This window comes from Pedobacter sp. MR2016-19 (genome assembly GCF_014947265.1).
In the GTDB taxonomy this organism is placed as follows: Bacteria; Bacteroidota; Bacteroidia; order Sphingobacteriales; family Sphingobacteriaceae; genus Pedobacter.
Genome location: NZ_JADCNK010000030.1, coordinates 23,039 through 44,703 on the forward strand (window position 1 = coordinate 23,039; position 21,665 = coordinate 44,703).

The 21,665-nt window shown below is 39.4% G+C and carries 18 protein-coding genes; 8 read left to right on the plus strand and 10 right to left on the minus strand.

What is annotated here, in order from left to right; all coding sequences use genetic code 11:
• Window positions 1-53: 53 nt before the first annotated feature.
• Window positions 54-428 (minus strand): DUF4260 domain-containing protein, encoded by a 375-nt coding sequence (locus IM793_RS23450; RefSeq protein ID WP_227256367.1) that lies wholly within the window; start codon window positions 426-428, stop codon window positions 54-56.
• A gap of 61 nt (window positions 429-489) precedes the next feature.
• The gene (locus IM793_RS23455) at window positions 490-1,059 is read right to left on the minus strand and encodes a Crp/Fnr family transcriptional regulator (RefSeq protein ID WP_193425745.1); all 570 of its coding nucleotides are present in this window, start codon (window positions 1,057-1,059) and stop codon (window positions 490-492) included.
• A 675-nt stretch (window positions 1,060-1,734) separates the two neighbouring features.
• On the opposite strand from IM793_RS23455, the gene IM793_RS23460 reads away from it, so the two are divergent.
• From IM793_RS23460 to galB, 6 genes are all read left to right on the plus strand, one after another.
• Window positions 1,735-3,567 (plus strand): glycoside hydrolase family 2 protein, encoded by a 1,833-nt coding sequence (locus tag IM793_RS23460; RefSeq protein ID WP_193425747.1) that lies wholly within the window; start codon window positions 1,735-1,737, stop codon window positions 3,565-3,567.
• A gap of 67 nt (window positions 3,568-3,634) precedes the next feature.
• On the plus strand, window positions 3,635-3,964 hold the full coding sequence (locus tag IM793_RS23465; protein ID WP_227256368.1) for a phosphoribosylpyrophosphate synthetase: 330 nt from the start codon (window positions 3,635-3,637) through the stop codon (window positions 3,962-3,964).
• A gap of 3 nt (window positions 3,965-3,967) precedes the next feature.
• Window positions 3,968-4,885 carry an NAD(P)/FAD-dependent oxidoreductase gene (locus tag IM793_RS23470; protein WP_227256369.1) on the plus strand — a complete coding sequence of 306 codons (918 nt, stop codon included), beginning with the start codon at window positions 3,968-3,970 and terminating at the stop codon, window positions 4,883-4,885.
• A gap of 324 nt (window positions 4,886-5,209) precedes the next feature.
• Window positions 5,210-5,482 (plus strand): UBP-type zinc finger domain-containing protein, encoded by a 273-nt coding sequence (locus tag IM793_RS23475; protein ID WP_193425749.1) that lies wholly within the window; start codon window positions 5,210-5,212, stop codon window positions 5,480-5,482.
• A 271-nt stretch (window positions 5,483-5,753) separates the two neighbouring features.
• Complete coding sequence (locus IM793_RS23480) at window positions 5,754-6,344, plus strand: hypothetical protein (RefSeq protein ID WP_193425751.1); 591 nt, start codon at window positions 5,754-5,756, stop codon at window positions 6,342-6,344.
• Window positions 6,345-6,732: 388 nt separating this feature from the next.
• Window positions 6,733-9,198, plus strand: coding sequence for a beta-galactosidase GalB (gene galB, locus IM793_RS23485; protein ID WP_227256370.1), 2,466 nt, complete (start codon window positions 6,733-6,735; stop codon window positions 9,196-9,198).
• A gap of 185 nt (window positions 9,199-9,383) precedes the next feature.
• Here the strand turns inward: galB and IM793_RS23490 are convergent, their stop codons facing one another.
• Both IM793_RS23490 and IM793_RS23495 read right to left on the minus strand, forming a co-directional pair.
• Entirely contained in the window at window positions 9,384-9,998 is a 615-nt protein-coding gene (locus IM793_RS23490) for a Crp/Fnr family transcriptional regulator (protein ID WP_132403969.1), read from the minus strand.
• A 1,397-nt stretch (window positions 9,999-11,395) separates the two neighbouring features.
• Window positions 11,396-13,222 (minus strand): DUF4859 domain-containing protein, encoded by a 1,827-nt coding sequence (locus IM793_RS23495; RefSeq protein ID WP_227256371.1) that lies wholly within the window; start codon window positions 13,220-13,222, stop codon window positions 11,396-11,398.
• A 641-nt stretch (window positions 13,223-13,863) separates the two neighbouring features.
• Between IM793_RS23495 and IM793_RS23500 the strand changes: the two genes are divergently transcribed.
• On the plus strand, window positions 13,864-14,172 hold the full coding sequence (locus IM793_RS23500) for a hypothetical protein (RefSeq protein ID WP_132403975.1): 309 nt from the start codon (window positions 13,864-13,866) through the stop codon (window positions 14,170-14,172).
• 16 nt (window positions 14,173-14,188) lie between these two features.
• On the plus strand, window positions 14,189-14,407 hold the full coding sequence (locus IM793_RS23505; protein ID WP_132403978.1) for a heavy metal-binding domain-containing protein: 219 nt from the start codon (window positions 14,189-14,191) through the stop codon (window positions 14,405-14,407).
• Between the two features lie 416 nt (window positions 14,408-14,823).
• Here IM793_RS23505 and IM793_RS24940 read toward each other — a convergent pair whose 3' ends face one another.
• The 6 genes from IM793_RS24940 to IM793_RS23535 all read right to left on the minus strand — a co-directional run bounded on the left by IM793_RS24940 (window position 14,824) and on the right by IM793_RS23535 (window position 21,661).
• Window positions 14,824-14,964 carry a hypothetical protein gene (locus tag IM793_RS24940; RefSeq protein WP_207908523.1) on the minus strand — a complete coding sequence of 47 codons (141 nt, stop codon included), beginning with the start codon at window positions 14,962-14,964 and terminating at the stop codon, window positions 14,824-14,826.
• A gap of 166 nt (window positions 14,965-15,130) precedes the next feature.
• Window positions 15,131-16,897, minus strand: a complete 1,767-nt coding sequence (locus tag IM793_RS23515) for a carbamoyltransferase N-terminal domain-containing protein (protein ID WP_193425755.1) — start codon at window positions 16,895-16,897, stop codon at window positions 15,131-15,133.
• 13 nt (window positions 16,898-16,910) lie between these two features.
• Complete coding sequence (locus IM793_RS23520) at window positions 16,911-17,060, minus strand: DUF5989 family protein (RefSeq protein ID WP_165902767.1); 150 nt, start codon at window positions 17,058-17,060, stop codon at window positions 16,911-16,913.
• A gap of 12 nt (window positions 17,061-17,072) precedes the next feature.
• Window positions 17,073-17,456 (minus strand): SxtJ family membrane protein, encoded by a 384-nt coding sequence (locus IM793_RS23525; protein WP_193425757.1) that lies wholly within the window; start codon window positions 17,454-17,456, stop codon window positions 17,073-17,075.
• A gap of 1 nt (window position 17,457) precedes the next feature.
• Window positions 17,458-19,278, minus strand: coding sequence for a GDSL-type esterase/lipase family protein (locus IM793_RS23530; protein ID WP_193425759.1), 1,821 nt, complete (start codon window positions 19,276-19,278; stop codon window positions 17,458-17,460).
• Window positions 19,279-19,330: 52 nt separating this feature from the next.
• The gene (locus IM793_RS23535) at window positions 19,331-21,661 is read right to left on the minus strand and encodes a TIM-barrel domain-containing protein (protein ID WP_193425761.1); all 2,331 of its coding nucleotides are present in this window, start codon (window positions 21,659-21,661) and stop codon (window positions 19,331-19,333) included.
• Window positions 21,662-21,665 lie beyond the last annotated feature (4 nt).

A 21,665-nucleotide genomic window follows, 5' to 3' on the forward strand; every position in this document is an offset into this window, starting at 1 on the left:
AATTTAAAATAACTATTTATTATTTGCAAAAAGCGTTGTTAAAATTGAGAAATTTATTTTCCTGTCCAGCCCAAACTTGTATGTTTGAAATCATCTGGAAATTTCAGACCATAACCCAGCATACGGTCAAAAGATGAATGTGCAACTAGTAGTAATCCTATGGAGGTAAGTACATCTATGTGCATCGCAAAACCAGCTGCCAGCAGAACTATTGCTACTGCACGATGATGAAATAAGTTATAGGTGAAAGCGCCTACGCGGGTATTCACCAGGTAACCGATCATAGAAAGATCAGGCGCAAAAAATAGCAATACCCACAGCCAAACCGATAATCCTAGATTATATTTCGTTAAGAAATAAATAGCTATTGCAGTTATGGCTGCTTCTTCAATTCTGATGGTGAAATCCATCACTTTTTGCTGATTCATGACAATGATTTTTGTTAGCTCAAATGTATGTGTGAAACAATGGGTAAGCTCTTGACAAAAATCAAGAAAGCATTTTCCTCCGTATCCGGCTAAAAGTTTCAGGTGTCATGCCGAGCATAGAGGCCAGGTATTGAAGCGGTACCTGATTAAAAAGTTCACGGTTGTGCTCGAAGAGTTTTTGATAACGGTCTTCGGCGGTCAGGGAAATGAGGTCCATGATTCGGTTCTCCATCATTACAAAACATTTACCCGTAAACAGTTTTTCAAATTCATGCCATTTGGGCACCAGTCTTCCCATCGTTAAGTACGCTTCGTAATCGATCGTAAACAAACGCGTTGGTGTGAGTGCCTGGATCTCAAATCGAGAGGTATTCCTGAACATGAAGCCTTGGAGATCCGTGATGAAATAACCGGCAGTTCCTATCCATTGAGTAACTTCTTTTTCTGGCAGCTTTACAAAAACTCTTAAAATACCACTTTCTATAAAACTAAGTTTATTGCAGAATTTACCTGCTCTTAAGAAATAGTTTCCCTTTTCAATCACCTCCGGTTTAAATAATCCGCTCACTTTTTGACAGTCATCCGGACTAATGCCGAAATGGTGGTGGATATAACTTTCAAGTTCGTTCATCTATATTTTTTTATGATAAAGGTAGCTACATTAAAATGCTCCGGGCCAAAACAGTGATCTGATACAAGTTTCCGTTTTTTGATCGTAGCATATTTGCATAGTCAATTATAAACAACAATTAAAAAATACAAAGATGAAAAAGAAAATAGTAATACTTGGGGCAACAGGCAGGGAAATCGCTTTTAAATGATTACGGTAAAAAAAATGGCATTTTCAGATCCCGACTATATATCCATCTATTCCTGGCCAACCCAGATCTGCCAAAACGATTTGAAAAAGAGGCAACACTCAACGAACCGGACAGGGCTACCATGTTTGGGGGTGGGGCGCATGGTTATGTCGATTATCCATTTTTAAATGATTAAATACATTGGCAGATATCCAACACGGTGATCAAAAAGAATGTACGGACGCAGCCTGTTTGCGTCTGTTTCATTTCCATGTGCGCTTTGGTAACGATTAGCCTGCATTTCTGGGTGCTGTTGTTCCGTTTGGTGTATATATATGATAACATTGTGGCGTGTAAAAACCGCAAGTTCAGATCTGCGTTATGCTTGCTTAATTGCTTGTTCACTAACCCATTCCAAAAACAATTTTAAATAATAAATCGATTTAGAATGTTAAAAAGCTTATCTTGGTTTGTTGATCCAGATAAGCTTTTACTTAAAACATTTTATGAAAAATACGATTTTAAATATCCTTTTTTTAACGATTTTTTTTCAGGTAAACTACTGCGGATATACTTTCGCCCAAACAGCTAAACTGCCCACAAAATGGACTCAGGCGGCTATGGCTTCTTCAAACCCGTTTCCTGACTATCCGCGGCCTCAGCTGGTCCGTGGAGAGTGGAAGTCGCTCAATGGAAAATGGGACTATATCGGAGGTAAAGAAAAAAAGGCTGCTTTAAATCCCCGTGTACCTATTGAATTCCCCACTAATAACGAGCAAATCCTTGTACCATACTGCCCCGAATCCGTGATTTCCGGAATCGAGCGTAAACAGGAAATAAATATGTGGTACCGCAGATATTTTGAAATTCCACAGAAATGGAGAGGCAAAAATGTACTGATTAACTTTGAGGCGGTAGATCATGAGGCGACCGTTTTTGTAAATGGACAAAAAGCTGGCAATCATTCCGGCGGATACGATGGCTTTTCGCTGGATATTACCAAGTTCTTGAAGGCGGGTCGTAATGAGGTTATTGTCTCCGCCTACGATTCCAACGACGGGACAATGCCTTCAGGAAAGAATGGCCCCCGCGGCGACTACACCTTCAGTTCGGGGATCTGGCAAAGTGTATGGCTCGAGCCGGTTAGTCTGGTGCACATCACAAATATCAGACTTTTACCAGATCTGGAGCATAGCAGGCTGCAGGTGAAGGTGGAAGCTGGCACGTCAAATTTATCTGCTGTTGCCATGGATGGGAAGAAAGTAGTCTCACAGTGGGAAGGAAGCGCAGGAAATACTTTTTATCTGCCCATTACCAACCCCAAACTTTGGTCTCCGGAAGAGCCTTTTCTATATGATCTTAAAATCTCGGTTAAAGACCGCAATGGGAAAGTAACTGATGAAATTAGCAGCTACTTCGGGATGCGCGATATCAGGCTCGGCAAGATGGCCGGCATAGTACGTCCACTTTTGAATGGAAAGTTTATCATGCAGGTTGGGCTATTGGACCAGGGCTATTGGCCAGACGGCATTCTTACAGCACCAGGTGATGAAGCCCTAAAGTCGGATCTTGAGTTTACAAAAAATGCCGGCTTTAATCTTATTCGCAAGCACATGAAAACTGAGCCCAAACGCTTTTATTACTGGGCAGATAAACTGGGAATGCTGCTTTGGCAGGATATGCCGGCGATATGGTACCAGAATGAAGATACGGCCAGGGTACGGACGGCATTCCGCAGGGAACTTAAGGAAATTATAGACGAGCATTATAACGCCCCTTCCATTATTGCATGGGTGCCTTTCAACGAAAATTGGGGTGCTTTCGATGTGCCGAAAATTACCGATTGGGTTAAAAAGTATGATCCATCCAGACTGGTTAATGGAAATTCGGGCTTTAATAACAACCCTGACTACCAAAAGGCTGCGGGAGACCCGGGTAATGGAGACTTTGTGGATACCCACATTTACATTGGTCCTAATGATGCCTCGAAACCCGACGCTAAACGGGCAGCATCTTTAGGTGAATTTGGAGGGGTGGGGCTTTTTGTGAGGGGGCACATGTGGCCGGTAGAGAATAATGCTTATGCTTACGAACCTACCTCTGAAGCATTGACGGATAGGTTTGTGCTGTTAATGAGCCAGGTTGAGCAGTTGATGAAATATCAGGGACTCAGCGTAGCGGTTTACACCCAGACAACAGATGTGGAGCATGAGGTGAATGGACTACTGAGCTACGACCGCGCTGTTGAGAAAATGGATATCAAAAGGGTTAGCGAGATTAACAGGACGGTAATTGCAGAAGGAAACAAACTAAATTCATTAGAGTCTAAAAGGAAATAAGGTTAATTGACGCATAAGTTAATTAAAATTTTAAGCTAATTTGTAATCTCCAAAACGAATACTTACGATGAGCGACGACAATTTGAAACATTTAGGTGAGATGACCACATTGAGTGAGGTAATGAATCACTTATCCAAAGAAGGCTATACTTTCGATTTTAATACAGCTGTAAAATCCGTGGATGAACAAAATGCACTCGCGCAGCATCCGGAAAATTTTCTGATAGATAAAATTTACAGATTTGAGGGTGCCTCAGATCCCGAAGATGAATCTATCTTATACGCTATATCATCAACAGACGGAAAAATAAAAGGATTACTTGTGGATGGTTATGGTATCTCCGCTGAGTATCCGGTAGAAGAAATTATTAAAAAAATAAAAACCAGGACAAAGTAGCGTATGGACAAACTTAAACTATACGGCGTTCCCGATTCTCAGGAAATTTATCCAATCAGGGATTTTTTAAAAAGAAGTGTTGTTGATTTCGACTGGTTTGACCTCTCGCATGACGGGCAGGGCCAGGGAATTACTTCTTTCGACAATCCACAAAAGCATCCGGTAATAGAGTTTCCCGATGGAAAAATAATTATTAATCCTTCTTTAAAAGAGATTGCCTGTAACCTGGGTTGGATTACGGAACCTAAGTACGATGAATATGATCTGTCCATATATGGTGCAGGTCCGGCGGGATTAAGTGCTGCAGTTTACGCTGCATCAGAAGGATTGAAAACCATTCTTATAGAAAGGGAAGCGGTAGGCGGACAAGCAGGCACCAGCTCTTTAATTGAGAATTATCTTGGCTTTCCGGAGGGCATATCGGGTGCAAATCTGGCTGAGCGGGCCAGGCAGCAGGCTCTAAAGTTTGGCGTGGAAATTTTACTGCTCAAAGAAGGGATTAAGGGCACTTTTTACGATAATAAGATTCATGTCGACTTTGCTTCTGGTGAAAAACTGGTCGCGAAGGCTAATATTTGTGCAACAGGAGTGGAATACGCAAGATTGAACCTGCCGGATGAAGAACGGTTTTTTCATAAAGGCGTATACTACGGAGCCGGTGCCAGCGAAGCTTTTTTTTGCCAGGACAAGGATTTATACATCATAGGCGGGGGAAATTCCGCCGGCCAGGCCGCAACTTATTTTTCAGGATTTGCAAAACGCGTCTTTATGGTCATCAGAAAAGGAAATCTTGCCGAAACCTTGTCCGAATACCTCATTCAAAGAATTGCCAGCATCAAAAACATTTTTGTTTTGTATCATTCACAGGTTACTGCGCTGGAAGGTGAGGATTACCTGCAACGGATTAAAATTAGCCAATAGCGAACAGGAAACGGAATCCTGGCATGAAACATCAAAACTGTTTATTTGTATAGGCGGAAAGCCCAACACAGAGTGGGCCTCGGAAACAGCCATTTGCAGGGACAGGAATGGATACCTGTATACCGGAAATGATGTGATGGCGCTGGATCAATATAAAACATGCTGGGAACTTGACAGGCCTCCCTTCCACCTGGAGACCAGCGTGCCCGGATCTTTTGCCGCGGGAGACGTACGATTCAATTCAGTAAAGCGTGTCGCATCGGCCGTTGGAGAGGGTGCAATGGCCGTTACCCAAGTGCATCAATATCTATCAAAACTATAATTATGGAAAACAATCGACCATGCAGCCATTTATCGGCTATTAAAGAATTGAAGTTGGCGAAACAGCCTGTTTGCGAAGAATGCGTAAAGCAGGGCACAGATTGGGTTCATTTACGTACCTGCCAAACTTGCGGCATAACTTTGTGCTGCGATTCCTCTCCAAAACAACACATGTCTCAACACTTTAAAATCAAGGAGCATCCTGTAGTTATTTCTTCAGAGCCCGGGGAACGATGGTTGTACTGTTATGTTGATGATCAGGTTGCAGAATACTAAATTTTATAGAATCATTTGATAATGAGGTAAAGGTTGGGGCAATTTATGCTCAGCCTGGCGAAAGGGGTGGTAAATGGGCTACCAGAACAGTACAATCAAACCAAAAGACACTTAAAAAGTCATATAAATAATACGGGTATAACCAATATCTGTGTTTTTTTACATTCCTAAAACGCTAAAAAGCAACCTCAGGGCACTTTGTTGATATTTATCAAAAGCTCTTTTATTGTTAACTTAACTTTAAAAAATAATTAATCATACCTTTGGCCCCATGAAAACCGCTCTTAAAATCATGGTGTTATCATTGTTAATGATTAATGCTAAAGCTCAATCTGTTAAACAGTTATCAGTTGAATTGTTATCAACTACCCGTGCAGACTTTAACAAAAAATTAATGAAGTTGGATTCTGTCAATATTGATGATCTGCCTCCATCTGTTTATTTGTTCTCCAGAGATGGTAAACACGAAGTAAGCATTGCCGGCGTTACGGTCTTAACAGATCAAAAAGTTATTACTGGGATTAAAGACATGGATCTGTCGGAGGAATCATTGAAAAATATCAGCGACAGACTAAAAGTTCTGGATAAACTTCAGAAAGCCTATAGCGAAGCATCCAATGATGAATATAGGTCTAACAAAAAAAACAAGAATAACATTGTTTTCAATGATCGTAGATTTTTTGCCGTTCTAAACGCAATGAAAGCAACCTTGAAAGACTTTAAAAAGATGTATTCTGCAAGTCAGGATGATAAAACTAAAACAATGTCATTTGCAGCAATGAGAAACCCTAACGTTGACTGGAAGTTCTATAGTCATTTGATAGATGTTGAGCAAGAAAAGATAACAGCACTAACCAAATAGTTGTTGTCCCGGTTAAAACCTGCCATCTGTAGCGAAAGTTGTAGGTGGCTTTTGGTTTTATAGGCATGCCTGGATACTCAGTTTTTGTAATCTATTAAAATTAATTTTTGAGCACAGATCTGACACTAAAAATTAACTTCTGAAAATTAATGAAGAATAGAATGATCTTGAAAAGGAGCGGTATTTTGTTGATTTTAGGTTAGAGTTTGAGGTACGAACGTCAGCTACACCAAAAACCTTGTGCGGTTGGCAAGTATAGTAACGCAAATCCGCTCGTTTAAGAACTGGTTTTGTAATCGAACCAACTAAAATTAAACCATTTATTTGCTTATTTTAACATTGTTCTTTCCTTAATTGGTATGCACTGTTTTAACATTTAGATTTGAGGATGAGTACAATCAAAACATCATCATATCTGAGTTTATCCATGTTATTGTTAACCGTGCTATTTTGTGGAGCAGTACATGGTCAGGGCAGGACAGAATACCTGTTGGAAAAAAACTGGAAGTTTAGCAAAGGTGATTTTCCTGAATCTAAAAACCCGGCTTTTGATGATACAAAATGGGAAACGGTAAGTATACCTCATGATTGGGCAATAAAAGGTCCTTTTGATGGGAATAACGATAGCCAAAATGTACAGATTGTACAGAACGGTGAGAAAACGGCATCATTAAAAACAGGAAGAACAGGCGGTTTGCCTTTTGTGGGCAAAGCCTGGTACCGTAATACTTTTGTTGCGCCTGCCTTTACTAAAGGTAAAAAAGCCGTTATCTTAATTGATGGTGCCATGAGCTATCCCAAAGTGTTCCTGAATGGAGAGGCTGTTGGCCACTGGGCCTATGGATACAATGCTTTCTCTATTGATGTAACCGACAAAATGAAAGCAGGCAAGAATACACTTGCCATCAGCCTGGAAAATTTACCTGAAGCCTCACGCTGGTATCCCGGAGCTGGTTTGTACCGGAACGTGCATGTTATTATTACGGATGAGGTAAGCATCCCGGTTTGGGGCACCTATATTACTACACCTCTAATCAACAAAGATTTTGCGCGGGTAAAAATAAGAACTCAGGTAAGTTCACTTAGTGGCAACTACACTGCTTTGAGCTTGCAAACAACTATTTTAAATGCCAAAGGCGAAACGGTAGCCTCGGCAACCAGGACTTTGAATGAGGGCGATTTGAACGAGTTTGAGCAGGATTTATTAGTCAGAAATCCTGAGCTGTGGTCTCCTGAAACACCAAACTTGTACTCTGCCGTAACAAAATTATATGCAGGAAATATCCTAAAAGACGAGTATACCACTACTTTTGGAATCCGGTCCATAAAATACGAGGCGGAAAAAGGCTTCTCGTTAAATGGGGTTTACCGTAAGTTTAAGGGAGTTTGCAACCACCATGATCTTGGGCCACTTGGAGCCGCCATAAATGTTGCCGCCCTGCGCAGGCAACTTACACTATTGAAAGATATGGGTTGCGATGCCATTAGGACCTCGCACAATATGCCTGCACCCGAGCTGGTAAAATTATGCGATGAAATGGGATTTATGCTCATGGTCGAATCTTTTGATGAATGGAAGGCTCCGAAGGTTTTAAACGGCTACAGTCACCTTTTTGATGAGTGGGCCGAAAAAGATATCGTGAACATGATTCATGCCAACAGGAACAATCCTTCTGTGGTAATGTGGAGTATTGGAAACGAAGTGCCTGATCAATCTACCAAAGAAGGTGGTAAGATCGTAAAGTTTTTACAGGATATATGCCATCGCGAAGATCCAACCAGGCCGGTAACTGCTGGTATGGATAGAATCAAAGATGCACTGGATAATAACTTTGCCTCCGTATTAGATATTCCCGGGTTTAATTATAAACCACTATGGTACGGAAATGCCTATACCCGCCTGCCACAAGGTATGATTCTGGGTTCAGAAACGGCTTCTACCGTGAGTTCAAGAGGTGTGTATAAATTCCCTGTTGTGCCTCAAAAGATGAAAATGTATGATGACAATCAAAGTTCATCGTACGATCTTGAATATTGTACCTGGTCGCAAATTCCCGATGATGAATTTGTGATGCAGGATTCACTCAAATATGTAATCGGCGAATTTGTTTGGACAGGTTTTGATTATTTGGGCGAACCTACTCCTTATGATGAAAAATGGCCTTCTCACAGTTCTTATTTTGGGATTATTGATTTGGCAGGCATTCCTAAAGATCGTTTTTACCTCTACCGAAGCAAATGGAATACCGAAAAACCCACGCTGCATATAGTTCCACACTGGACTTTCCCCGGTCGTGAAGGGCAGGTTACGCCTGTATTTGTGTACACCAGTTACCCATCGGCCGAGTTATTTATTAACAACAAAAGCCAGGGCAGGCGAAGTAAAAATAAAGCCACTAATACAAGCAGGTACCGGCTGATGTGGAACGATGTAAAATACGAACCTGGAGAAATAAAGGTCGTTGCCTATGATGGGAATGGTAAACCTGTTGCTGAACAAACGGTTAAAACGGCAGGCAAACCTCATCATATTCTGTTGGAATCCGATCGTAAAACCTTAATAGCTGATGGAAAGGATCTTGCTTACATTACAGCAAGCGTGTTAGATGCTAATGGTACCTTATGCCCTGATGCAGAGAATAGCCTGTCTTTTAAAGTTACCGGAAATGGAACCTATAAAGTGGTGGCCAATGGTGATGCGACCAGCCTGGAATTGTTTCACCTGCCCAAGATGAAGGCCTTTAAAGGCAAGCTGGTTGTTACCGTTCAATCAACAGAACAGGCAGGGAAATTAAATCTGAGTGTTGCGTCTAAAGGTTTAAAAACTGCCATACTGCCGGTTCAGACCCAATAACAATAGGATCGGAAGATATTGTCGGGAATGCTTTATTTTATAAAATCAAATTAGTCAGTATGAATAAATATTAATGGAACTGAAGTTTATATAATCCGATAGCGACCGCGATTTGAAAAAAAAACACGAAAATTGATCGCGTAATGCCCTATAAGCCATTGAAACGGCAGTTGAAAAAACTATAGCTAATAAAACGTTTTTTCAAGTGCACAAACTGCCCTAACTCTGCTCAATGTTTCGTTACGCATTCCTAAATAGCTGGCGAGATAATGAAGAGGCATCCGGTTAAAAATCTTCGGATAATTTTTCATCAATATTTCGTAACGGTCTGAAGCTTTTGGGATTCTGGCCAGATTTGCCCTTTCTGATGCTTTGAAGGATTCTATTGCCATTAATTTCCGTCCAATGATATTGGTTTCAGGGAATCTATCGTAAAGGCTGTTGAGCAACCCATAGGGAATGGCAATCAGGATACAGTTTTCCATTGCCTGAATATATTCTGCCGAATATTTTTCCTGTTTAGCCGGATTGCTTATTGCACAAACAAACTCATCCTCGAAACTGATCCGTGTGGTGATATCCTTTCCTCCATGCCTGATAAAGTTCCTTAATAAGCCTTTAACAATAAAATACATACATTCATTGGCATGTAGAGGTGATAGTACAAACTTAGTTTTTTTGATAGTTAACTCATAAGCTGATCCGATATAAGCATCCATATATTCTTGTGATACTGGATGATATTGTTGCAAATAATTAAAAAGGGGAGTGAGATATGGCGGGGTTCGTATGATGGACATTGACTATTGTTTATTCGACAGGATTATCTGTAGTTCTTATTGTTGTCAGCTACAATATTTTATTTACAAAAAATATATGTCTTTTATTGATATGCATTTCTCCAAAAACCTATAACATGGTGTTACTGAAAAGATGATGCTTTATAAAAAATAAAAAAATTGACATAAACAAGTACATTTTTCCTCGGTGATTTTACAGGAATTGTTACCGTATTTTGTAAATTATTTTTGTTTCTTATCTGTAAGAAATTCCGACAAAATTTGTCGATGCTGTATATGATCACTTACTTATAGAGACTGAATCTACTTCCTGCGAAAGTAACGGGTTATTTACGTTGGTTGAAGTGTTTTTGATAAATATCAAAGCTTTTTGTTTCGAAATGATATAATCTGGTTAATATTACACCGAAAGGCCGTAGTTGTTTTATAAATCTTGATTAAAATATCAAATACAGGTTTTGAAATTATTTTTTAGTTTCAGAAAATGTCTTACAGTGGTCTGTTATTATTTTTAATAATTTTATTATCAGGTAATTGAGTAAAGTGATACGACAAGTTGGATTATATGTTAAGACATTGTAAATAATATGGTGATACAGTGGATGTAATTAAAACCAGAAGAATATTTTGGCTGAAGATGGGCCTTTGAGATTTTTTGCTAATAGAACTTAGCGCAAATTAATTGTTGAAGAGATAGTGGTTAAAGTAGGATATCATACAAGCCTGGCGGAATGGCCAGACTTGTATTATTCAAAAACAATTTCACAGCATCATAGCGTGCCAAACCTGATGAAGATAAGGTGTACCGTTCCTGTAAACCCTTTTAGTTCTATTTATTTAATTGCCAGGACTTTCCACGCGGAATTACTGTTCTTTTGTTATAGGCAAATATTAGGGCCTGTTTAAAATTAAGTAAAACTTATTTCGTATGTCAGTCTGAGCGTAGTCGAAGATCATTTCAACGCATTAATGAAGCAATCGACTACGCTATCATAGACGTTATTTTGCAAATTACTATTAATCAAAAGCTTAACTCCTTTTGTGTTTCCATCCAGCTAGGCCATATCACGGTATCCCCGTTCTACTTAAATCCGGCCTAACAAATTTTCGGGCTGCACTGTTCTGGCCGAACAACTGGCTTCAAAAGAAAAATTTTCAGCCGGTGTTTTTTGTTTTTTCACTTGCTTTTATTTTTTCAATTGTGTTCAAGCTAGCTGCGCTGGTCTTTTTGACACCAAAAAGAAAGAGCCCTTCGGCGGCGGCGAGCCGAGGCAAGACCGCGCCGTAGGATAAGAGAAGACAATTCTACGTCACTAATTTGATTTTATACCATAAACTACCCCTTAGTGTAACAGCAAAAGGCCATTTGTATTTTTTACAAAAATTTAAACAGGCTTTTATTCAATGGTAATTAAAAACTTAAATGTAGCGGTAACTTTTTTATTGGTTTCATATTCATAAACAAGCGCCTGGCTGATTGTAAATTGATCGCCTTTAGCTACATGCTGTGGAAATTGGCCCAGATCAAAACTTAATTTTGTACCATCCAGTTCTGAAAATACTTTTGCATCAGCACCCCAATTAATTACATTTCCGCTTGCATTAAACCAATGCCCGTAACCATTCGCTGTTGTTTGGGCGTTCAAGCTACCATTGCTTTCTACCCCGTAGAATTTTATTGTTTTATTGGCTAAACCTTCGGTAATTTTAGCAGGTAAAAGCGTAAAAGCCTGAACCAGTTTATCCTGATCAAAGTTTACCGTAGTTCTGGTGTAATTAGTTAAATCAAGTAATATTTTAACCGGAATAGAGAAGGTAACATCCTTTGGCGTTGCACCTGGATTCACAGAAAGGTCGTTTAAAAGGGTCGTATTGGTAAACTTAACCTTGTAAGGCCATTGGTCATCGTTACTATTATCATCATCCCATCCGTGTTGCGTATATGTTTTCGGGGCACCAGACACTACAAACCAGAGTTTACTGCAATCAGCTGGCATGGTAAAGGTTGCATTCCCGTTTGTACCTTCGAACATGTTGCTGTACACTCTTGTACCGTTGTTAAGCAATGCAACATATCCATATCGCCAGCCCGCTCTGGATGCATCAACCTGGTTATAGCCTGATGCATTTGCTAAACCGGTAAATTGGGCATTTAAAACAGTACCTGCTGCTGGTATTTTCAATGGCACCAGATTATATCCGGTAGTGCCTGGGCAGCGCGCATATTTTACCTGGAAACTTCCGTCTGTTAACTTATCAAACTCGTAAGGCTGCTTGCCGATAAAGTCGGCCCCTAAAGTTTTTATACTTGGGATATCCCAGGTTGCAAATTTGGTTGCAGCATCGTAAATTTCGTCATTTAGCTGTTTAACATTAATGCCGGTTAAACGCATATAGGCCTCAATCGGATCTTCTGGTTTTATTGCGCCCCGCCAGATTCTTCCAATGATATCAATACCATGTTTCGAGGCCCAGTAATAGTGGATAAAGTAGCTGGCATACCGTTGCCCTTCGTGGTTGATATGGCGATGAGCATTATCCATATAAACCCCGAAATTGTAGGAGGTAAATGCTTCGGAAGGATAACTTTGAAATGATTGCCATTGTGCCGTTTGCTCCCAAAATCCATTATTAGGTTTACCACCAAAGCCATATCTGAATCCGGTTTGGCCGCCCTGATCGCAAAAAACCTGATATTGAAAACAGTGGCCAATTTCATGCGCAAGTACAGACCCCACAGGTTGTACGGCTTGCGGATTGATCCATAAAGCACCGATGGTATCATCGTAACCAGACCCGGTTGCGCGCCACTCATCCTGATAATATAAAAAGATAAGCATCTTATATTTATCTAATTTCGACTTCCCAGGTTCTGCAAACTTTAGTGTATTAACGTTGATCTGATAAAAAGTTTCTGCTTTTTTAAGTAAATCAACGATGTCTACCCTATATTTTGTGGGTACATTTTGAGAACCTGGATTGTCACTGCCATATTTGAGGTCCCAAAAAACGATAAAATGTTCTGATTGACTACTTCTTGCATAACTCCATGCACTATTTTTATTGTTAAAATCCATTTCTTTATATTCATTTGGAATATAAATAGATAGTGTATCCTTCCCATTCAAAGCAGTAGTGGAAACTTCTTCAAGCGGTTTCTCTTTTTTGCAGCCAACAAAGAGAAGCATAGGTAAAAGCAGTAATAAAAAGAATGCTAATTTCATAAGCCCAAGGGGCTTGTACAGGTCTGTTTTTAGTTTCATATAAGTTATAGGTTGTTTACTCAAACATAAGTAATAATACAAGGTTGTATTCTTGTATTTTAACAATTAATGGCTTGATATTGATGTTGTTATGCGTATTTTGACCTGTTTTATTATGAAAAAGGTCGTCATTGCGAGGAGGAACGACGAAGCAATCTATCATGCTGGTGATCGGTTCGAATCCGATATTCTCCACCTATTAAAAACCTAATTAGCTATTTATTAGTTAGTTAGGTTTTTATTTTTAAAGAGGGTATTACAAAGGGTGCCACTTTCGTAATCTATAAAGTCAAAAAACTCGATTATATTGTTTTATTCCTTTGTCGTTATTGGAATAAAATAAAATGGTGCTGGCTTAATTGTTAGCACCATTTTATTTACGGTTTCCGGTATTTCAATCCCGAAACATTTGGTTATATTTGTGAATTATAATTGACTACATTCAATAAAAATTAATCTCTCATTATATCAAAAATTCTTACCGCAATCCTGCTACTAATCAGTATAGGTTTATTAACCACAAATTATACAATGATAGCTATCTGGTTTATGCTATTGATTATCGCTTTAGAACCTCAAGAAATATCAAATAAAAAAATAAAATGAAAAAATCAATTTTAACACTCTTGGCATTATTGCCGCTTATTAGTTTTGGTCAGGCTTATGCAGAACCTAGTGGCACACCTTTAGGTGCATTTTTAATGTTTCTTTTAGGGCTTGCAGTATTTTTAATAATTTTTCTTGCTCTTAGGCAGGTAGTACTTTGGTATTGGAAGGTAGAAACTTTATTAAAAAATCAAAATGAGCAGACTAGGATACTTACTAGTATTTATAACTCAATAGAAGAAAATAATAGGCTGACCCAATCGCAAATAGAATTAGTTATAGGAAAAGATACTGATATACTTTAATTATGAGTGTGAAAGAATGCCCGAATTGCGGCAAAAAGCTATAATGTTAGGTGGTAACGGAATAATCGCAACCGATGTTGATTATGCCGAAGTTGGTGGTGCTAAAGCTATGGTTATGGTATGTATGGCTGGTACTGCTGTAAAAATAAAAAATCAAGATACGGTATTTAAAGGTGACTCAAAAAAGTTTGTACTAATTAATGAAATACTTAAAAAGAGTAGAATTTTTAAGTAATTTAAAATACACATCATATTAAAAATAACCCTTCCAAATCGTAGGGGTTTCTTTTTATTAATTTTAAAGGGCGTTTTTGTTTCTATGATTTGCCATAAATCACTCTATTCAGGGTTAAGCGGAAAAGTTGGGGGGAGGGATTTTTAGGCATATATTTTTGATAGTCTTAACAGTAATGTATATATACATTAGCTGAATCAAATATTAAGTTTGTTGGCTGCATACTTTAATTGATCTTCAATTGCTTTACGAAATTCATCGTTTTTGAGATTCCATATCATTTAATTGCAGTCAAGGAAATATCTTGTATATGTCGTTTCTTTTTACAAATCGGGCTAACTCGCTAGTGTTTTCATCTTTATAAAATCCCAATCGATAATCCCCAACTCTCCAACGATAAGCTGTGGAGAAACCTTTCATTTTTTAATACTTGGAAGCTCTTCTAAGCTTTCAGCATTTTCAATCTCCATAATAAATTCTTTGATTTTATCTTTCGATTTTTTATCGTTGAGTTTCTTAATATCATTTAGAAAATTTCGTAAAACAATAATTTCCATTATTCCAAAGCCTTTTATTTAATTACTGATCAGATTGATAACTCTGATTCTGATGGCAATTTTTTACGGAAACCCCGTATAATGATGCAGCTTCATTTTTAATCTCTGAATTTCCGTAGTTTCTGGATTTTTATTAACAAGAAATTCGGATAAAAGAAAAGGCATCTCAAACCGCCAGAGTCCGGTCTCTTTTATCGATCAGTAAACCTTCAATAGCGAGAATATCAATTTCTGTATTTAAAAAGCAACATATTGCATCTTCCGGACTAGAGGCCATGGGTTCGTTCATTACATTTAAGGAGGTATTAATAACTGCAGGGCATCCTGTAAGGTTGTAAAAAGCGGTGATTACCTTATGAAAATCAGGATGATGTACCTGGTTTACGATCTGAACACGGGCTGTTCCATCAACGTGTGCCGCTCCCGGAATTAAAACTGCATTGGATGCCTGATGGCCATAGCTATGGTCTGAATAATTTTCTGTAAATAGCATATAGCGGTTTTTTGAGCCTTCACCAAAATATAAATCTGCGAATTCATCTAAAATAGCCGGGGCGAAAGGACGGAAGGACTCCCTAAACTTAATTTTTGCATTAAGTATCGCTTTCATCTCGCTGTTTCTGGGGTCTGCGAGAATGCTGCGGCAACCCAGTGCTCTTGGCCCAAACTCTGTTCTTCCTTTAAAATATGCGATTACTTTTCCTTCGGCTAAGTATTCCGCTATTTTACGATAATAAAGTTCATGCTCAACTTTTTCATAATTCAGGCCATAGGCAGAAAGTGCATTGATCACTTCATTTGGAGTATAGCTTGGGCCGAGCAGTGATTGTTTCATCCCATCAGCCTGCGGATCAACATTTCTAACTCCAGATAAATGCTCGTAAAATACGCTGTAAGCGGCACCCAGCGCGCCGCCAGCATCTCCTGCTGCAGGTTGTACCCAAACCTGTTTGAAACCGGAATGTTGCCTGATGGCTGAATTTACAATGCAGTTCAGCGCAACACCTCCTGCAATACAGAGATTATCTATTGCAAATTCCCTGTAAAGACTCTGAGTGAGTTTAATCATGATCTCTTCAGTCACTTTTTGTATGGAGCTGGCAATATCTTTGTGAAATGTCAAAAGTGCTTCGCCTTTCGCTCTGGGTGGATGGCCAAAAAGCTTGTCGAATTTTTTATTGGTCATTTTCAGTCCCGTACAATAATCAAAATAATCCATGTTCAGGAGAAAAGATCCATCTGTTTTAACATCAATTAAATGATCATAAATCAGCTGTTTATATACCGGCGTGCCGTACGAAGCTAAACCCATTACTTTATATTCGTCAGAATTGACTTTGAAGCCTAAATAATAGGTGAAGGCAGAATATAAAAGTCCGATGGAGTTAGGGAAATTTATCTCCTTTTTTAAAGTCAGTTGTGCCGAATGTCCAACTGAAACAGTTGTTGTGGCCCATTCGCCCACACCATCTACAGTTAATACCACCGCCTGTTCAAATGGACTGGGGTAAAAAGCGGAGGCCGCATGGGAACGGTGATGATCGGCAAACAAAATGGTACGTGATTTTTTCCAGTTGGAATCTATAGCATTAAGCGCCCTGGCTATATTTTTTTTTATGAATAGTTTATCCTTTAACCAAACCGGCATCGACTTAAGGAAAGACCTCAATCCTTTAGGGGCAAAATTGACATAAGTTTCGAGCAAACGCTCAAATTTTAAAAATGGCTTTTCGTAAAATACAACATGATCTACCTCTGCCAGGGAGATGCTGCCAAATTTAAGGCAGAACTTTATCGCTTCTGCAGGGAATGACTCATCATTTTTAATCCTGGAGAAACGTTCTTCCTGCGCAGCAGCAATAACTTCTCCATTCTTCAACAAACATGCAGCGCTATCATGATAGTAAGCAGAAATACCTAAAATATAAGCCATGCTGCGTGCCTGATTAGAATAAACTATAAATAAATGGGGCCAATACCGAGCCATGCGCTGCTACCAATACTAAACCCAAGGTAATCAGGATGATAAATAAGGGCCACAACCAGTATTTTTTGCGCTGGGTTAAGAAATGGAAAAATTCGACCAGTGTATTCATGTATGTATTAATTTAGAACTGTTGATTAAATGAGCCCATCGCCCTGCCCGACACATCTTCCCAATAAGAAACCAACTGCTTATTTTTTGTTGTTTTTAAACTCTGCTTTTTAAATAGGCGTAGTAAAAGGGTAATAGGGGTTAGGACGAAGATAAATACCAGGGTTAACAAAATTGTACCGTTAACCATTCCCAGAAAATTACCAAATTTTATCCATATCGTCCTCATTGGTTCGAGGTATTGCGGAATAAAGAGGGCCATTATGATTAAGCCAGCTGATAGCAAAAGCATTATTTGCTGCGGGTAGGTTCCCTTCCAAAAAATAAGGCAAAGCAAAATAACTGTGGCGCCTAAAATAAATCCGAATTTCTTGTTTTCTAATTTTTTGTTGCTCATGTTACCTGCTGTTTTTATTCCTATATTTTGCTGCTGTTTCATCGGCTCTGAGTTGGTGATAATAGCTGGCAATCAACTCATTGATGTTATTCGATGGAACTTCTTTTTTAAGTTTAATGATATTTTTCAGTATTTCTTCAGTTTGTGCATCCAGGTAGGATTGCTGACCGGAGCGCTTTATTCTATCATCATACTGCAACGCTTGCTCAGGAAGATCTGACTTAAAATAAAACAAAAAAAGATTATTAGCATTCCCGCGTGTTGGTTCAAGGTCATACGCTTTTTTGAAATAAAATTCAGCGGTTTCCAGGTCTGCCAGTTCAAAACCTAAACGGCCTGCGTAAGTGTAATAACTTGTTTGAGAAGGATTTTCCAGCAGCACAGCTTCGGTAACCTTTAAGGCTTTTTGTTTGTCTGCATTGGCCATAGCAGCTTTATACAGTTCATCCATTGCTGTCCTCCAGGTAATCCTGTCTACTGCCAATGCCCCTGCAAGTTGTTCATCTATCGAATTTCCACGGTTGTAAGCTGTTATGGGCTCATTAAAGGGCCAACCCGAACGGAGCATCATAATCTGGTATGCGCCATATAACGAATCTACTTTGGTAACGGGCATATTAACCAACAATTGTGCAAAAGACATTTCACTTTGTTTTTTTGCCGGTATTAAATTTCTGTTGTTAATCTGTTGATAAAAAGCTTCGCTCATGATTGCGTAACCCAATAAATTTGGATGAACATGCTCTAAAATGGTTTCTTTGCCAATTATTCCACCAACCTCGTTTTTCTCAAACAAGGCACGGGTATCCGCCAGATAAATACCAGGGTACTGCTTGCACAGCTTTTTAATGATTTGGTTGAAGGTTTCCGGCGCCCTGAAGCGCAGCTGATCGTACTCTTTAGCCAAAACAAAATTTGTTTTTGCGGCTTTAAAATCACCATTTACGTATAATTTTTTGCCATTTGCGTATTGCTTTTGAGCTGAAAATTTGCCTGCACTTATAAATGGTTTAAGATCTTTTTCGTTACTTACCAGCGTACTGATTACGGTTGGGATGTGTTTTTTTGACAATAACTGGCACAATTCGTTCATGTTGCTCTTAAACTGAACTATACCGCGGTTAAAATCGGCAGATTGATAAGGTATTTGCTGGTTGGTTACCATGCGTTTCATCAGGTTTTCGCGCTTATCAATTCTTTTTCCGAAGAGTTTTGCAGTAGCCTCAATGATGCGGTCTGACAACTGTACCAACTTAAGCTCACGCAGTTTAATCACCAGTTTTATCCAGGTGCTATTGCCCTTAATCCGGCTGGTAGAGCCAATACCCAAAGCGCCGTAATACTCATTATGTCCGGTGTATACCAACACCAGATCTGGTTCATAATTAACAATTTGTTTTGCAAAATCTAATACCGTGTAAGAATTTACCGCGGTAAGCGAAACATTAATCACCTCGAAGCTTAGGCTGGGATATTGGTGCATCAGCCGGTATTGCAACCACCTGTGAAACGATCCATTGTGCATATATGGGTAGCCTGCTGTAGTCGATTCGCCTATTACAAATATCCTGTAGGTGTTTTTAGATTTAACAATGCCAAATCGTTCGCGGTTACCCTGGGTTGCATTGGCACTGGTAGAAAAAAACTTATAAGAGGCGGTAGGGTTCATCATCATGTAGCCCTGCTGATCGGGATCTTTGATAAACAATGACGGATCAAAACCATAATTGAAAAATCTCAAAAGGATTTCGATGAAGCATAAAAATACCAATGGCAGCGACAATGCCGCTGCCTTAAAGTATATTTCTTTTCCCCTGCTCATGTTTTATTTAGCGGATAAGTGTTTTACAACATTCATGGCCTCTTTTTTTGGCTTAGAGTTTAACAGAAAGTTTACGGCCATTATAATTAACTGATTTATTAATGGTTTGATTGTCAATGCTTATTCCGTTCTGTTTGCTTACCATCACGATGTTAAATTTGCGCTTTTCTAACATGCCTTTAAACTGTCCTTTTCTATCCTCAATGGTAAGGTTTTTTGAGGCATCGTTCCATTTGAAGTGGATTTCTGAAAATTCTCCCTTCTCGTAGTTATAATTGTCATTTTCATCCTCATACAAAACGAAATCACCGTTATCGCCAGGATATATGCGGATATCCAGATCATTCCATCTCTTTTCTGTTGCATATTGCACTTTCGGTCCCCAAGGCACAATTGAACCTGCTTTTACGTAAAGTGGTATAATCTCCATCGGCGTTTCACGTTTAACCGTTTGGCCGCCTTTAAATACTTCACCTGTCCAGAAATCAAACCATTTGCTGGCTGCCGGGAGGTATATTTCCTGATTGGTAACACCTTTATCGGTAACTGGTGATACGAGAAACGAGCTTCCGAACATATACTCCGAGTTGTTTTCAAAACCTGCAGGATCGTTAGGGAATTGTGAGTATAATGGCCGCATAATGGATCCTGCGTGATGCGTTACCGCCCAGGCAGTTGCATAAGTGTATGGCAGTAAGCGGTAGCGCAGGTTGATAAACTTCTCCTGGATATCAAATGCCCGATCTCCTTTTTTGCCGAACTGGTATATTTCTCTTGGTATATCGGTACCGTGCGAACGCATCATTGGTGTAAAGGTTGCAAACTGCATCCAGCGGTTATATAATTCCTGAAAATCAGGATTTTTTGCGCCACCACCTTTCACAAAGTCACCTGCGAAAAAACCACCAATATCTCCATTCCAGTAAGGTAAACCGGTTAAGGAGAAATTTAGTGCTGCCGGGATCTGTTTTTTTAGTGTAGGCCAGTTAGAACCAACATCTCCGCTCCAGGTGTTTGTTCCATATCGTTGCTGACCTGCAAATGCTGAACGGGTTAACAGCAGTACGCGTTTAGTATTACTTACTGCTCTCTGGTGATCATAAACACCACCGGTGTGTTGAAGCGGAAAAGCGTTCTCTACGCTTCGGTAACTCCCCAAAAAAGTAGGCTGATCGAAATCCTTTTCCTTAATATTAATGTGGTCTGGTTCGGTAGAATCAAGCCACCAGGCATCTATACCCAATGAGAATATGCCTTTGTTCAGGTAATCCCAGTAAATGTTACGGGCAGTAGGGTTATAAACATCATAAGGTTTGGTGTTTGCACCCGGCGGCCATGTATCAAAGTTAATGAGCATATTCTTTGACTTAAACTCCTGGTATTGCGGGGTTTTTGGTGCGAAACCTGGCCATGAAACAATAAAAAGATGGGCGTTAAGCTGGTGCACACTATCTACCATGGCTTGTGGTTTTGGGAAAGTGCTAGGCTCAAAACTCATGGCATTCCAGTTATCGTCTTTTCCCCAATATTGCCAGTCCTGTACAATACCATCAAGTGGTATTTTTAACGCTCTGTATTTTTTTACCACATCAACAAGCTCAAACTGTGTCTTGTAGCGCTCACGCGATTGGCTGAAACCAAATGACCATAAGGGCATCATAGGAGATTGCCCGGTAAGCTCACGCATTTGGGCAACCACCCCGTCGCCACCTCCGCCAAACATAAAATAATAATCAGCGCAGTTTCCAACTTCCGAATCAAATGAAGTTTCCTGAACATTATCTGTAAAAGTAGTTGGTGAATAGTTGTCCCAGAAAATTCCATAACCTTTTACCGATTGGAAGAAAGGAATACACACCCTCGTGTTCTCCTGTTTAAGGAGTAATTTTTGACCCCTTTGGTTCAATTTTCCATTCTGCTGCTGGCCAAGCCCATAAATAATTTCGTCCTTGTCTAATAAATAGGCCTGTCTAACCACATACGTAGGATTTCCGGCATCTTTTATCGCGGTAAACTGGGTGCCATAATCTTTTTCTGTAAATAACTGCCTGCCCTTCGGATCTTCAAATAAAACTTTTCCGGTTTGCAGGTTAACCGTTGCAGATATTAGTTTACTGCTGATGGTTACACTTTGCCCGTTGGTTTTAATATCAGGTGTTAACTGTTCAGGAAGTTTTACAACAGAGAGGCTTTCTTTTTTTGGCTGGCTCCCTTCTGGCTTTTTAAAAACCCGAACAATAGATGGTGAATAAAAACTTACCTCTACATCCATTGATTGAATAACGGCGTGGATACCCTGCGGGGTTTTTTGAAAAGACTGGGCCTGTACGGAAATGTGGTAGCTTAAAAATAATGTAATTACGGTAATAAATTTTCTTTTCATATTT